The sequence below is a fragment of the Photobacterium satsumensis genome, from assembly GCF_050336935.1.
GTDB lineage: Bacteria > Pseudomonadota > Gammaproteobacteria > Enterobacterales > Vibrionaceae > Photobacterium > Photobacterium satsumensis.
Genome location: NZ_JAKJSK010000009.1, coordinates 225545 through 240182, shown reverse-complemented (window position 1 = coordinate 240182; position 14638 = coordinate 225545). Strand labels below are relative to the sequence as shown.

Annotated in this window: 15 protein-coding genes; 1 reads left to right on the top strand and 14 read right to left on the bottom strand. The window is 49.1% G+C overall.

All coding sequences use genetic code 11. From position 1 onward, the window contains the following. Positions 1–22: 22 nt before the first annotated feature. The 13 genes from tolB to L4D79_RS19550 all read right to left on the bottom strand — a co-directional run bounded on the left by tolB (position 23) and on the right by L4D79_RS19550 (position 12097). Entirely contained in the window at positions 23–1372 is a 1350-nt protein-coding gene (gene tolB / locus L4D79_RS19610) for a Tol-Pal system beta propeller repeat protein TolB (RefSeq protein ID WP_428653442.1), read from the bottom strand. Between the two features lie 10 nt (positions 1373–1382). After that, positions 1383–2426: a cell envelope integrity protein TolA gene (tolA, locus tag L4D79_RS19605; protein ID WP_428653440.1), complete on the bottom strand. Its 1044-nt coding sequence runs from the start codon at positions 2424–2426 to the stop codon at positions 1383–1385. Between the two features lie 13 nt (positions 2427–2439). Next, positions 2440–2886, bottom strand: a complete 447-nt coding sequence (gene tolR / locus L4D79_RS19600) for a protein TolR (RefSeq protein WP_428653438.1) — start codon at positions 2884–2886, stop codon at positions 2440–2442. Positions 2887–2891: 5 nt separating this feature from the next. After that, positions 2892–3578 (bottom strand): protein TolQ, encoded by a 687-nt coding sequence (gene tolQ / locus L4D79_RS19595; protein ID WP_428653436.1) that lies wholly within the window; start codon positions 3576–3578, stop codon positions 2892–2894. After that, on the bottom strand, positions 3575–3982 hold the full coding sequence (gene ybgC, locus L4D79_RS19590) for a tol-pal system-associated acyl-CoA thioesterase (protein WP_428653434.1): 408 nt from the start codon (positions 3980–3982) through the stop codon (positions 3575–3577). The genes tolQ and ybgC overlap by 4 nt, the downstream gene beginning before the upstream one ends. 281 nt (positions 3983–4263) lie before the next feature. Next, a complete protein-coding gene (gene ybgE / locus L4D79_RS19585; protein WP_428653431.1) occupies positions 4264–4566 on the bottom strand; it encodes a cyd operon protein YbgE in 303 nt (100 codons plus the stop codon). Then, entirely contained in the window at positions 4559–4672 is a 114-nt protein-coding gene (cydX, locus tag L4D79_RS19580) for a cytochrome bd-I oxidase subunit CydX (protein WP_317523376.1), read from the bottom strand. The genes ybgE and cydX overlap by 8 nt, the downstream gene beginning before the upstream one ends. 11 nt (positions 4673–4683) lie before the next feature. Then, entirely contained in the window at positions 4684–5820 is a 1137-nt protein-coding gene (gene cydB / locus L4D79_RS19575) for a cytochrome d ubiquinol oxidase subunit II (protein WP_428653428.1), read from the bottom strand. A gap of 17 nt (positions 5821–5837) precedes the next feature. Next, complete coding sequence (cydA, locus tag L4D79_RS19570) at positions 5838–7424, bottom strand: cytochrome ubiquinol oxidase subunit I (protein ID WP_428653426.1); 1587 nt, start codon at positions 7422–7424, stop codon at positions 5838–5840. 995 nt (positions 7425–8419) lie between these two features. After that, a complete protein-coding gene (gene nanQ, locus L4D79_RS19565) occupies positions 8420–8890 on the bottom strand; it encodes an N-acetylneuraminate anomerase (RefSeq protein WP_428653424.1) in 471 nt (156 codons plus the stop codon). Positions 8891–8974: 84 nt separating this feature from the next. Beyond that, positions 8975–10456: a sodium:solute symporter family protein gene (locus tag L4D79_RS19560; RefSeq protein WP_428653422.1), complete on the bottom strand. Its 1482-nt coding sequence runs from the start codon at positions 10454–10456 to the stop codon at positions 8975–8977. A gap of 55 nt (positions 10457–10511) precedes the next feature. After that, on the bottom strand, positions 10512–11387 hold the full coding sequence (locus L4D79_RS19555; RefSeq protein WP_428653420.1) for an N-acetylmannosamine kinase: 876 nt from the start codon (positions 11385–11387) through the stop codon (positions 10512–10514). Beyond that, entirely contained in the window at positions 11384–12097 is a 714-nt protein-coding gene (locus L4D79_RS19550) for an N-acetylmannosamine-6-phosphate 2-epimerase (RefSeq protein ID WP_428653418.1), read from the bottom strand. The genes L4D79_RS19555 and L4D79_RS19550 overlap by 4 nt, the downstream gene beginning before the upstream one ends. A gap of 270 nt (positions 12098–12367) precedes the next feature. Between L4D79_RS19550 and nagA the strand changes: the two genes are divergently transcribed. Beyond that, entirely contained in the window at positions 12368–13525 is a 1158-nt protein-coding gene (gene nagA, locus L4D79_RS19545) for an N-acetylglucosamine-6-phosphate deacetylase (protein ID WP_489685943.1), read from the top strand. 88 nt (positions 13526–13613) lie between these two features. On the opposite strand, the gene L4D79_RS19540 is transcribed toward nagA, so the two are convergent. Beyond that, positions 13614–14486 (bottom strand): MurR/RpiR family transcriptional regulator, encoded by an 873-nt coding sequence (locus L4D79_RS19540; protein WP_428653416.1) that lies wholly within the window; start codon positions 14484–14486, stop codon positions 13614–13616. Positions 14487–14638 lie beyond the last annotated feature (152 nt).

Sequence of the window (14638 nt, the reverse complement as noted above, 5' to 3'; positions counted from 1 at the left end):
TTTATTGCTAGTTGCTACTAACTTAGAGGAAAGGTCCCCAGGACGGAGCCCTTACACGCCCATTAGTCGCAGGTAATCTTGCCTTAAATCGCCCATCAATCGACACTAATGACAGCTCGTTAGACTTGTTATTAACCGAACTGTAAATCACCATGCCGCCATTTGGCGCAATACTTGGTGATTCATCCAAAAATGTCTTGGTCAGTACCTGCACGGCATTGGTTTTCAAGTCTTGTTTAGCTATGTTGTAGCCAGAATCAGACCTGTTCACCATCACCAGATACCGGCCATCAGGCGTCAATTGACCACCGAGGTTCTGACTTCCTTGCCAAGTCAGGCGCTTAGTCGAACCGTCAGCTAAATTTACTCTATAAATCTGTGGGTTACCACCTCTGTCTGAGGTAAAAATTAAAGAGTCGCCGCTCGGATCCCAAAATGCCTCGGTATTGTTAGCGCGACCACGGGTGATCTGCTTCAATTCCTTGGTTTCGAGGTCTTTAATGTAGATCTGCAAGCTACCGCTCTTCGACAGTACAATGGCCAACTTCTTACCGTCCGGCGAGAAACGAGGGCTACCATTGTGGCGAGGGAACGAGGTCACCATCTCACGGGTGCCTTTGTAGATATCCATAATGAAAATCTGTGCCTGCTGGTTCTCGAAGCTGACATATGCCAGCTTGCTGCCATCTGGCGACCAAGACGGAGACATCAAAGGCTGCTGGGATTTCAGCACCAAACGCTCGTTGAAGCCATCGTAATCCGCGACTCGCAGCTGGTACGGATACTGTGCCTTGTCGTCAATCACGACATACGCGATACGGGTAAGGAACGCCCCTTTATCACCGGTCAGTTTTTCGTAGACGATATCAGAAATACGGTGGGCATAATGGCGAAGGCGCGACTCTTTGACTGTCGCACGGTTATTAAGTAGAAGGTGATCTTTGGTCATCACCAACTCACCGTTCTCCAAACCACGGCTCTGGCCACTGGTTAGCTGACCGCGCACCACATCAATCAGCTGGTAGTTGATCACATAATTGCCCTGCTCATTCATGGTTACCGTACCGGTCACCAAGGCATCGACACCCATTGACGTCCAGGCATTGTAGTCTACCTGCTCTTCGTTCGAAGGCGTTTGCGGCATGTTACTGGTCGGCACCGGTGAGAACCTACCGCTTCGGCGTAGATCAGAAGCAATAACTGCTGAAATATCCGTCGGCATTTTACCGGCCCCTTCCCATTTGAAAGGAACGACACCGATTGGACGGGCTGAATCCACCCCTTCGGTGATCACCAATTCCAACTCGGCTTGGGCGATTTGGCTGAAACTCAGCAGCGCCACGCACAAACCCATTAACCAACGTTTCATCATTATTCCTTCCTTATTGCGGGCTTACTGTTAGTCTGATATTGCGCAGCTGCTCTACAACCGCTTGGTCTTCTGGCATCGGGAACTGGCTAACCTTGACCACCGCGGCTTTCGCCGCCCGGCAAAGTGCACTGTCACCGCCATCTTCCGACGCATCAAGAACCAAACCATTGCTCGACAAGCGCATGCGGATCACACACTCCTTGCCGATAAAACTTTGCTCAACCAGCAAGTTCTGCTGGATCATCTGTCTATAGATAGCGCCGTAGCGATCTCTTTCGTCAGCCACAAACTGGCCTCGGGCACCGCCACGCTGCTCAGACTCGGCCTCAAGGCCGGCAAACATATCGTTTAATGCCGCTTCCTGCTGGCGTTGAGTTTCACGGGCTTCTGCCGCTTTGCGCTCGGCTTCCTTACGGGCTGCCTCGGCCTTGCGAGCTTCTTCTTCCGCTTTTTTCTTTGCTGCTACTTGCGCCTGGCGCTCGGCTTCTGCCTTCGCCGCTGCCGCTTCAGCTTGACGTTTCGCTTCCTCAGCCTTGCGCTGCTCCGCAACTTGGCGCTGGCGCTCTTGCTCGGCTTTACGTGCCGCTTCCTGCTTCACCTTGCGGTCTGCCTCGGCCTTGGCCGCCTGCTCTCGGGCAACACGTGCCGCCTCATCGGCTTTACGCTTCTCTTCCGCCGCCTTACTCCGTTCAGCCGCCACTCGCTTGCGCTCCTGCTCGGCATCACGGGCTTCTTTCTCGGCTTTGAGTTTGTCCGCCTTGAGCTGACGCAAACGCTGCTCTTCTTCCTGACGCATTTTTTCCAATGCATCAGCTTGTTGCTCTAAACGCTTCAGCCTGTCTTGTTCGGCGGCTTTGGCCGCTTCACGTTGCTGGCGAATACGCTGCGCCTGCTGGTTCACCAACGCAGGATCGACCACCACCGCCTGAACGATGTTGCCCGACGGCTTTGGTTTTGTCATGACGAAATCCGATCCCCACAACAACATCACGACCAGTGAACCATGCATAAGTAACGAAATAATGAAGGCAGCACTGTAATCTTTCTTTTTCATCCTGCCTGCCTACTTATTGCTCTAATGGCTCGGTCATCAGGCCGACCGACCCAACACCAGCTTGATTAAGGGCATCGAGGGTTTCGATGATATAGGCATAGGGAGCTCTCGCATCGCCGCCCACCAGTACCGCTGACTCTGGATTCAGCTGTAACTCGGCACGCACCCGGGTTAGCAGATCATTAAGGCCAAGCCCGCGCTGCATTTCCCTGTCATCCACACTGATGCCGAGGTGCCCATCTTGAGCGACCTCGACAATAATCGGTGGCTTTTCGTTGTTCTCGCCAACCAACTCAGCCGCTGTTTTGGCCGTCGTGGTACTCGGCAAGTCAACATCAACACCCTGGGTGATAAATGGCGCCGTCACCATAAAGATGATCAATAGTACGAACATCACGTCGATATAAGGAACAACGTTAATCTCGCACGTGACTTTACGCTTCTTGGGTTGATAAGACATGCCATTTACTCCTGGTGAGCAGCAAATGCCTGACGGTGCAAGATGCTAGAGAACTCTTCCATAAAGGTCGCATAAGAATGCTCAAGCTTGGACACCTGGTTAGTCAGCTTATTGAAGAACATGACAGCTGGGATCGCCGCAAACAAGCCTATCGCCGTCGCAATCAATGACTCGGCAATACCTGGGGCAACCATCGCTAGGGTTGCCTGCTTCACCGCACCGAGAGCGATAAAAGCGTGCATGATCCCCCATACCGTACCGAACAGGCCAATATACGGGCTGATAGACCCGACGGTGGCCAAGAACGGCAAATTGGTTTCCAACTCTTCCACTTCACGAGAAAGGGCCACGCGCATCGCACGACCGGTTCCTTCCATTACCGCTTCTGGCGCCTTGCCATTGTTACGGTGCAAACGGGCAAACTCTTTAAAACCAGCATGGAAAATTTGTTCAGTGCCGGTCAGGCTATCTTTACGCGCTTCCACTTCTTGGTAAAGCTGCGACAAGTCAACGCCAGACCAAAAACGATCTTCAAAGCGGTCCACATTATTTTTTGCCTGCGACAAGACTTGGGATCGTTTAATGATCATCGCCCAAGACGTGACAGACATACCCAACAAAATGAGTACGACAACCTTACCCAGCAGGCTCGCCTGTAGGAAAAGATCTAAAATCGAAAGTTCAGCAGTCACTTAGTTATCTCCGATAAAATTTGTTCTGGGATCTTGATAGGTTTCAACGTATCGGGGTGGACACAGGCTACCTGAATCGATGATCTACACAAGGTTTGCCCGTTATTGTTAACTAAAACCTGACAAAATTCGATCGATGCCCGGCGTATAGTATTAGGCCAGGTCCGCACAACAAGTTGGTCGTCTAGCTTGGCACCTTTGAGATAGTCGATCTCCAGGTGCCGAATTACAAAACTGGCTTTTTCAGCGAACAAGTCGTTAAGACTGACACCGATGGATCGGAAGAGTTCCGTCCTAGCCCGCTCAAAAAACTTAATATAGTTAGCATGATAAACCAGGCCACCTACGTCCGTATCTTCGTAGTAGACCCTGATCGGCCATTCAAATGGGTGCTCTTCGGTCATTATCATTCCAACCTTGGTTTTCTATCACTCTTGCCAATGTATTCAGGCTTTTACTCAATCGCTTACTATACCTAACTTGGCTACCTGATTGGAATCATGCATTGCTAGTAAACACGCAGAGTTTTACTTTTTGATGACCTTGTCACTGCCTGCTAACCCTCGCCGCTACGCGATTTGGTGGCATTTTATCCAGATATAAAAAAACAGCCCATTACTCAATTGCAATGGGCTGTTTCAATTGTATGTTTTTGTGTCAGCGAATGCAGTTTGAAATCAATTCGCTACGCTAAACGCAGAAACAAAATGTAAGCCAGTATCGGCAACGAAATGTACGGAGTGAAAAACACCTGCCAGTACCAACGGTGCGGCACAAAGCCGACACCGAAGACCATTGCGGCACACGTTGCCCATATCAGGGCTGGCGAGATTATCGGTCCGAATCCGCCAATCGCCTGAGCGAAGAGTGTAGGTTCCCACACCACCAGTCCTGCCGATGCCAATGACATCAGCAGTGCTACTACGCGCAGCAGACCGAAGTCTACTCTCTGGTGGGTACGCTTCACCCAGTGATTGAGGTTACTCACCGGTGTCCTCTTTATCCATATTTTCTGTCGCTTCAAGCCACAGCGCGTTGATGATACCGAATGAGCAAGCAAGAAGCACACCCAGGATCCAAGCGAAATACCACATAGTCTGTCTCCTTAGTACAGTGAGTTCTTGTTCTCTTCGATATATTTCGTATCAAGACGGCCAAACATCTTGTAGTAACACCAAGACGTGTACGCCAGGATAATTGGAACCATCACCGCAGCTACACCTGTCATGATGTTCAGCGTCAGCTCAGAAGACGTTGCATCCCACATGGTCAAGCTGTGGTTTGGAACCAGGCTTGAAGGCATGATGAATGGGAACAATGCAAAGCCTGCTGTCAGGATCACACCCGCCATGGTAAGGCTAGAGGTGATGAACGCCAATGCACCACGGTTACCACGAGAGCACAGTAGTGTAAGTAGTGGCATGAACACAGCCAGTGCAGGTGCAATCCACAATAGTGGGTATGCATCGAAGTTGGCAAACAATGCACCTGTCTCACGCATAACTTCTTTCGTCAGCGGATTTGATGGCGCATCTTTAATGATTTCAGATGTAATCACGTAGCCTTCAATGCTCTGAGCCCAAAGGCCAGCAATTGCAAAGCATACTGCAGTACCCACTGAGGTTAGCATCGCAACACGGCGAGCACGCTCACGGATAGCATCCGTTGTTTTCATCTGCAGGTAGGCTGCACCTTGGGTGGTGATCATCAGGATACTCACGATACCACATAGCAGGGCAAACGGGTTCAGCAGACCAAAGAACGATCCTTTGTAAGTCGGGATCAGGAACTCGTTCAGCTCAAACGGCACACCCTGCATCAGGTTACCAAACGCCACACCGAAGATGACCGGCGGAACGAAGCTACCGACGAAGATGGCTTTGTCCCACGCTTCACGCCATTTAGGATCTTCAATCTTTGAACGGTAATCAAAACCGATAGGACGAAGCCAAAGTGCCGCCAGTGTGATGATCATGGCAAAGTAGAAACCAGAGAACGCTGTTGCGTAAACCAGCGGCCATGCAGCAAACAGGGCACCACCCGCGGTGATCAGCCAAACCTGGTTACCGTCCCAGTGTGGGGCAATTGAGTTGATCATTACTCGGCGCTCGCTGTCTGTCTTACCGATAATACGGGACAGCACACCTACACCCATGTCAAAACCATCTGTAACAGCGAAGCCGATGCATAACACACCGATTAGCGCCCACCAGATAAATCGCAATACTTCATATTCAAACATTGCTTAGCTCTCCCTGATTATGCATCAACCTGACGCGATACCACATTTTGCGGTGCATCATTAGTTTCAAAGTGGTAGCGGCCAGTTTTCAGGCTACTAGGACCTAGACGAGCAAACTTGATCATCAGGTACAATTCAGCAATCAGGAACACTGTGTACAGTGCGATAATTGCCAGTAAAGAAGTAATGATGTCAGAAGGTGTCAGGTTAGACACCGCCATCGACACGGGTAGAATTTCACCAACCGCCCATGGCTGACGACCATACTCGGCAACGAACCAACCCGCTTCTACTGCGATCCAAGGTAGTGGTAGACCGTATAGCGCGGCTTTCAGTACCCATTTGTTCTCTGTGATCTTATGACGGCAAGACTGGATAAATGCTGCACCAATGATACCCAGCATCAAGAAGCCACATGCCACCATGATGCGGAAGCTCCAGAACAGCGGCCATACCGTTGGGATAGAATCATCAGCTGCACGCGCAATGTCTTCATCTGTTGCATCAACAACATTATCTGCATAAGGCTTGACCAGATAGCCGTAGCCTAGGTCGTGTTTAACCTCATCGAATGCTGCGATGTTTTCTGGTGTCTTATCACCGGCACGCAATTTTTCCAGCAGGCCGTAAGCAACCATACCGTTACGGATACGGACTTCGTGTTCATCTTTCAAATCACGCAGACCGGTTACTTCCGTATCGATGGAACGTGTTGCGATAATACCCATTAAGTAAGGGATCTTGATCGCATAATCCGTTTCCATGGTTTCCTGGTTTGGAATACCGAACAACGTGAAGGCTGCTGGAGCTTCTTCTGTGTGCCATTCCGCTTCAATCGCCGCTAGTTTCGTTTTCTGAACGTCACCAAGCTCATAGCCTGATTCATCGCCCAGTACGATAACAGATAGGATTGATGCCATACCGAATGCTGCAGCAATCGCGAATGAACGGCGAGCGAAGGCAATGTCACGGCCTTTAAGCAGGTAGTAAGAACTGATAGCAAGAACGAACATCGCACCGGTTACATAACCAGACGCGACAGTGTGAACGAATTTCACCTGCGCAACCGGGTTAAGTACCACTTCGGCAAAACTTACCATTTCCATACGCATGGTTTCGAAGTTGAACTCTGCACCTACAGGGTTTTGCATCCAACCGTTTGCAACAAGAATCCATAGCGCCGAGAAGTTAGAGCCAAGAGCAACTAGCCAAGTAACAGTAAGGTGCTGACGCTTGGATAGACGATCCCAACCAAAGAAGAACAGGCCGACTAGGGTAGATTCAAGGAAGAAAGCGATAAGCGCTTCGATAGCCAGTGGCGCACCGAAAATATCACCTACGTAGTGAGAGTAATATGCCCAGTTAGTACCAAACTGGAACTCCATGGTAAGACCCGTGGAAACACCAAGGGCAAAGTTAATGGCAAAAAGCTTACCCCAGAACTTGGTCATGTCCTTGTAGATTTGCTTTCCGGTCATTACGTAAACCGACTCCATGATGGCTAGCAGGAAAGCCATACCGAGAGTCAGTGGGACGAACAAAAAGTGATACATCGCAGTTAATGCGAACTGTAACCGCGATAGTTCGACGATATCAGTGAACATTGAGAACTCCTTCTTTCGCCAGGCTGACTGGCGACAGTACAACACAGTGCACTTATGGTTGGGCTTAGCAAAATGTAGCCAAACGTCGTCGCAATTTTGCCACCTTCCTGGTTGCCATCATTTTAATTATCAACGGCATCCTTGATATGTTGCGACACTGTACCAAATTAGTTAATTTGTTGTTAAGCTACAGCTAATAAAGTCATTGCTAATATTACTGACATTCGCTCTCAGGCTCAATGGATTTATCGCACAATTTGCTTTGATAAATATCAATAAACTCTGTTCATTTATTAACCACCCGCACCTTACTTGACTCAGATCAAATTCTCACCAGCCGTTTAGGGTGCTGAGAGTAAGAGAATAAAACTTTGGTTTTTTAAATCATGAATCGCACTATTAATGCCACTTCACATTCTGTTTTATCCATTCATATACGGGCGACTTATCCTTAGAAAAAAGAGGATTGAATATGCATGAACGGGTTATTAAACCACCAACAATCATCACCCATTACTGATAAATCAGTAGTTACAGTCAGTAACAAGTATAATTTCTAATTAGATTAAGTAATCCGAATTGTAAATTTAACTCGCTTTAGGATAAGTAAAAAATGCCTATAATCAGCCTCAGAAACAGATAAGGCCGCCCAGAGACTAAAAGTCTTCTTTTTGGCGGGTTGTAGGCTGTTTCCCCAACCATTTTGATTTAGATTGAGGAAGTAGATATGGCTCGTATTTTTGAAAAAATCGTTGCGCTTTACCAACCAAGCTTTGCTGAAATGTATAAAAGCAATTGCTAATTAGCGCTCATAAAGCAACCGAGCACTCTAACGACTGTTAAATGTACGATATTTTATTTCTGTGATACCCGCTTAAATTGTCACAGGCTCGTTACGATAGAAACAACAGTTAAACAAAAGTCGGTTGTGCTAAGTGTTAAAAACAAAACGAGGCCATATGGCCTCGTTTTGTTTTTCCGTCAATTTTAACGTTTTATTCAAACAAATGACGGTGAACCTTTACCACCGCCTTTTTAATTGCCAGTGGCATTTGGACCTGACATCCCGGCTTATGGGGCTGGTTCGGCAGAAAAATCGCAAACATCCCCGGCGCCATCACTACCTCAGATTCCGTATCCAACGGGCCGGCTAGCCAGTAATCGTTATCAGCATCATATGGTTTATCAACCGTATGACCATCATTTGCTAAGGCAAAGCCTATGCGCTCCTCACCAGTGATCAAATATTGAATATCCAAATATTCTCGATGGACTTCGTGCAACTTGCTGTCAGCGTTGGCCGTGTCAAAGGCCATCACATTGACAAAAATATTGTCACCATCGATATCATGGCGACCAATGGCTAGCTCCGCCATATTTGTCTCGGCCAAAAAAGCCAAGCTACGGTGGACGGCTTCAGGCAGGTAGGAATAAGTCTCTAGCTGATCAATATGACCGACAATCATAAGTACTCTCTTCAAAAATAAAGGCCCGGCCTTTGCGGCACGGACCTTGAGGGGGAATAGGATTTGGTACAGTTTGGGTAAGGGCTAGATAGTCAGCGCTTTAACTTCTTCATCGGTGTGGCTATTTTTGAACAGAGGTGCTGTCACAAAGCCCACGATAACCACGACCAAGGTACCAATAACGCCGTAGAAGAAGAAGTTCAGGTCGGTACTGGCACGCACCCACAAGATAGCGGCTACTGCGGCCACAACACCCAGCAAGGCGCTGTTCGCATTGGCGCGGCGTACAAATACTCCGAGCATGAACAAACCAGTCATTGGGCCGCCCATCAAGCCAATCAAGCTGTTGAAGGCATCCCACAACTCACTTTCGTTCGACATGATGAGGTAGGTCGATGCAATCACACCGAACACACCCGCAGCCACTGTCACCAAACGGCCGACTTTCAGTTTTTGCTCAGGCGTTTTCTCGCTGCTGAATCGGGTATAGATATCTGAAGTAAAGCAAGCAGAAATACTATTGAGGCTACTTGAAATACTGGATTGCGACGCCGCGAAAATAGCAGCAATGATCAAGCCTGCAATCCCTGCTGGCATCTGGGAAATAACAAAGAATGGTAAGATCCCACCGGTGTTGAAGTTCTCAGGCATTAACTCCGGATGCTGGGTATAGTAGGCATACAGCGCAGCGCCAACAGCAAAGAAGAAAACAGGGATACACGCGACCAGCTTGGCATTGGTTACCAGGGCCTTCTTCGTTTCCTCAACCGAATCCGTCACAATGTAGCGCTGGACGACATCCTGGCTAGCCGTAAACTGCTGCAAGCTGGCAAATAGGAAGCCAATCATCAAAACAGGTACCGTACTTTCAGACCAGCTCCACGCCATTTTGTCTGCCGGGAAATATTTATCCGCTTCGGCTGACAAGCGGAAAATCTCTGTCATGCCGCCATCGACGTTGAAACAGATCATCACGAAGATCATTACTGCCGCGACAGAGAGCATTATGCCCTGAATCACATCCGTCCAGATCACCCCTTCGATACCGCCCATAAAGGTGTAAACAATACACAGCACACCAATCAAAAAGACAATGGTCAACGGACTAATATCAATGAATGGCATCAGTGCCAACGCAGTCAGGTAGGTGATAATCGCAATACGGCCAATATGGAACAGCATAAACGATAGGCTGGCAAATAATCGCATCCGGACATCGAAACGCTTTTCCAAATATTCGTAGGCAGACGTCAGATTCAGCTTACGGAAAAAGGGGATGTAATAGATGAAGACAAACGGCAGAATAATAATCGCGATATACTGCCCAAGAAGGAAAGTCCAATCCTCGGTGTAGGCTTTGGCCGGAATCGACATAAAAGTAATTGAACTTAGGGTGGTAGCAAAAACGCTGATCCCCGCCGCCCAGCCTGGAATTCGTCCACCGGCCTTAAAATAGTCGTCCGCTGATTTCTGCCGCTTGGCAAAGTACATTCCGACCATCATGATCGCCGCCAAATAGACGATCAAGACGATATAGTTCAGGGTTCCAAAAGCATGCATTTCCATGCGCTAGCTCCTCTCAAGAGTGTAGGTTGAGATAAAATGTCTATAAGTTTTATGTTTAGCTGCGGGCTTGTGCCCACAGAGCGACACCGATCAGTCCTGCATCGGTTCCGCATTTAGCTGGTAGTAATTTGGGTTGGTACACGGCCGGCAACACATTTAGCGCTGCTTGTACTAATTCAAGATAATGGTCGGCCAAACCAACTCCCCCGCCGATCACGACGGCATCCAGATCATTGCTGATGGTTAAATCCGCCACCAACTGGGCAATGGCTTTTGCCGAGCGAGCAACGATTAACTCGGCATTAGGATCACCAGCCAAAAAGCGTTGGTATACGTCCCGGCCGCTACAGCCCGTCCCGAAAAATTCACTCCCCTGCAGGCCAATCGCCGTACCCGAAGCAATAGCCTCAACACAGCCAGTCCGACCACAGCCGCACACAGGACCGGCTGGATCGGCAAGTGTATGGCCTGCGTGCCCTGCAATTCCGCGTGGGCCGATCTGTAATTGACCGTCCAAAACAAGGCCAGCCCCGACTCCGGTCGAGACGGTAATGAAAGCCATATTGGAATAGTGTCCAGCTGCCGCTTTAAACTCTGCCCATGCCGCCGCCTGCGCATCATTGATCACTAACGTGCTCAGCCCTGTAATGGCCTCGATCTCAGCTTGAAGCGGGAACTGATCCAACCCACCCAAATTCAATGGATTGAGCGCAGTCAAATGCCCGTTTTGGATGATCCCTGTGGAAGCGACCACCACTTGATCAGCCTGCCCCTGAAAAGGAGTAAGCAAAGCAACCAGATTATCTCTCAGTACCTGCGGTGACCTGTCCGATTGGGTATCAATTTGCCGGCGGCCGCTGGCCACACCATGAGTAACCAAAGCAGCAGCTAACTTTGTTCCACCAAGGTCAACAGCTAAGTAGGTCGTCATACAATGGCCTCTTTCTCCGGTCGTCGAGCCTGTGAGACTTCATGACCAAACCACTGGCAAATGTGTTCAATACGGGTGATCGCAGAGCCGACGGTCACACACGATGCACCGGCTTCAATCGCCTGGCGGGCAAGCAGTGGCGAGTTGTAACGCCCTTCAGCCATAACAAAACAGCCGGCTTGATCCAGTTTTGTCACCAAGGCAAAATCCGGCTCCTTCGGCACCTCGCCGCCGGTATACCCGGACAGTGTGGAACCAATGATCTCAACCCCTAATTGCAGACTGGCGATCCCTTCCTCATACGTGGCGCAGTCAGCCATTGCCAAACACCCCAACTCTTTAATTGCCGTCACCAACTCCTCGACTGGAACAGGACGAGGACGTTGCGTTGCATCAATCGCAATAATGTCTGCCCCTGCTTGGGCCAGTGCCTCCACATCTTCAACAAAGGCTGTAATGCGGACATCACTGTCTGCCAGATCGCGTTTAACAATACCGATAATCGGTACCGACACCTTCGGCCTAACAGCTCTAAGGTTGTCAACTCCCTCAATCCTTAATGCGGCCGCACCGCCAGCGACGGAGGCTTGTGCCATCGCTGCAACAATCTCGGGGGCATCCATAGGCCCATCATCCACTGGCTGGCATGAGGCTACAAACCCATGCTTCAGCGTCGCCAGAACAGTATTTTTAACAGTAGAAACTGTCATAAAGCAGAACTCCAAGAAACAATTTGGTGGTGAAGTTTTATTCCAATCTATTTTTTATGGAGCAAAACTTCAACCTGCATTATTCAAAAAGGAGATCAACACCACAATTATTAGCCCAAGGTATAAATACCCCTCGATACCGCACGTAAGTTTCTTTAAAGTTCCTCGAAAAATGGAGTAATACTCCACCAGTAAGCTTCATAGGCCGTAGCAAAGCCCCTTAAACCGTTTTAATCCCTTTGAATCACAAGAAAGGACGAGGAAGAAAGGATGATGGAAAACAGCAACGCTTCCCAAACACCCTTTGCGCTAACCCACGCAACTGTATTTGATGGCGACACCCTATTGGATAATCAGGCCGTTATTATTCAAGGTGACACTATCGTAAGTGTAGTGCCTATGGCACAAGCCCCTTTGTTACCCCCTTGCTGCATCGATGTCGAAGGGCTACTCATCACGGCGGGTTTTATCGATTTACAGCTTAATGGCTGTGGCGGGGTACTGTTTAATTCTGATCTCAGCCTCGAGACCTTAGTCGTCATGAACCAAACCAACCTGAAATCAGGTACCACTCAGTTCCTGCCGACCTTAATCACCTGCCCTCAGCAACAAATGGTTCAAGCCATCACTTTGGTCGATTCGATCCAGGATCGGGATAACTTAGGCGTCCTTGGCCTCCACCTAGAAGGCCCATTTATCAATGTCACAAAGAAAGGGGCCCACCATGCTGACTTTATCCGGCCTTTAGGGCTTGATGAAGCGAATCGGCTGGCTGCGTATCAGGAAGTCATCAAAATGATCACTCTCGCTCCCGAATGTGTTGAGCAAGCGGCAATTGACGCACTGACAGAAGCTGGGATTAAAGTGTCTATCGGCCACACCAATGCGACTTACCAGCAGCTCAATGACAAACAGGGGTTAACCATGGCAACCCACCTCTACAATGCCATGACCCCACTCGCTTCTCGCGAAGTCGGTGCCGTGGGCTACATCGCCGAACACAAGCCCGCAACCGGAATCATCGTTGATGGTATTCATGCCGCCTATCCAGCAGTACGCATAGCCAAAGCCTTGTTGGGAGAGCAGCTATTCCTCGTCACCGATGCCGTTACCCCTGCAGGCACGAATATGTCGAGCTATGACATGGCTGGCCAACCCGCCTATGTCACCAACGGAAAGTGCCACTACAAAGACGGCACCATTGCAGGCGCTGCCATTACGATGATTGACGGGATAAAAAATCTGGTTGAACACGTTAGTGTCAGCAAGGAAGAGGCCCTGCGCATGGCAAGCCTATACCCGGCTAGAGCGATAGGCATTGATGGTGACTACGGTAGAATAAAAGCCGGGTATAAGGCCAATATCGTCATGCTTGATCCAGCACTTGAGGTAAAAGGGGTTTACCAAATGGGGTTAAAGCGTCACTAAAAATCCAAGCTAGCTAAATGCCAAACAAAAACGGCAAGCCAGAAGGCTTGCCGCATGATGATTGCTTGAAAGCTGGTGTTCCTAAAGATTAGGATTCGAGAGCTTGCGTGGTTCGTAGTTTCTTGGCCAACGCCCCGTCCACATCATCTTTAACAAGCAAGGTATAAACCAGATCAAGCACGAACAACTGGGTGATTTTTGTCCCAATCGAGTCACCTTGGAGTTGGCCTTGACGATTACCGTTGAGCAGGACCCAATCGGCGTATTTGCAGATCCCTGATTTAGGGTTATGGGTCAGTGCAACCGTACTCGCTCCGGCTTCTTTAGCCAGCATCAAGGCTTTCGTTGTTTCCAGCGAGTTGCCAGAGTGGCTGATACCAATCGCCAAATCCCCCGGCTGCAGCAATGATGCTTTCATATACATAAAGTGGTTATTGGTGAGGGCGTCAACGTTGTAGCCCACACGCATAAACTTATTCTTGGCATCTTCTGCGGTAATCCCCGATGAGCCGACCCCGAAGAAATATACCGCTCGAGCATCGCTTATCTGCTGGGCGACACCTTCCAATGCGTCAAAGTTCAGCAAGTTCAATGTCTCTGCAAGCACATTGTGGATCGTCTGCTGCAGCTTCTGGCCAATCAGCTCAGCGCCATCCCCCGCAGTAATATCGGTATCAAGCAGTGACTTGTCACCTTGGCTCTGATTGGAGAGCTCAATGGCAAGATCCATTTTGAAATCCTGAAACCCTTTAAACCCCAGCATCCGGCAAAAGCGAATAATCGTCGCTTCCCCGACATTAACAGCTTGAGAAAGCTCAGCAATGGAAAGCTTGGTAACCCCTGCGGGGTTGTCCATCACAAACTCAGAAATACGGCGGGCGGAAGGCGTCATGCTTTCTTGCATGCTTCCCATCATATCGAGCACTTTTCCTGATTTTACCGGTAAGTGATTTGCAACCATTCTTCCATCCTACGGTGCTTGAATGCCAACCTGTATCAAGGCTTGATCAACGATTCACCCAGATTGGACTAACTCATTTATTTGTATCGATTCTCCCATTAAAAACGGCTTTTGTGAAGTAAAGCTCCATCGAAATAACCTCTTTAATGTCG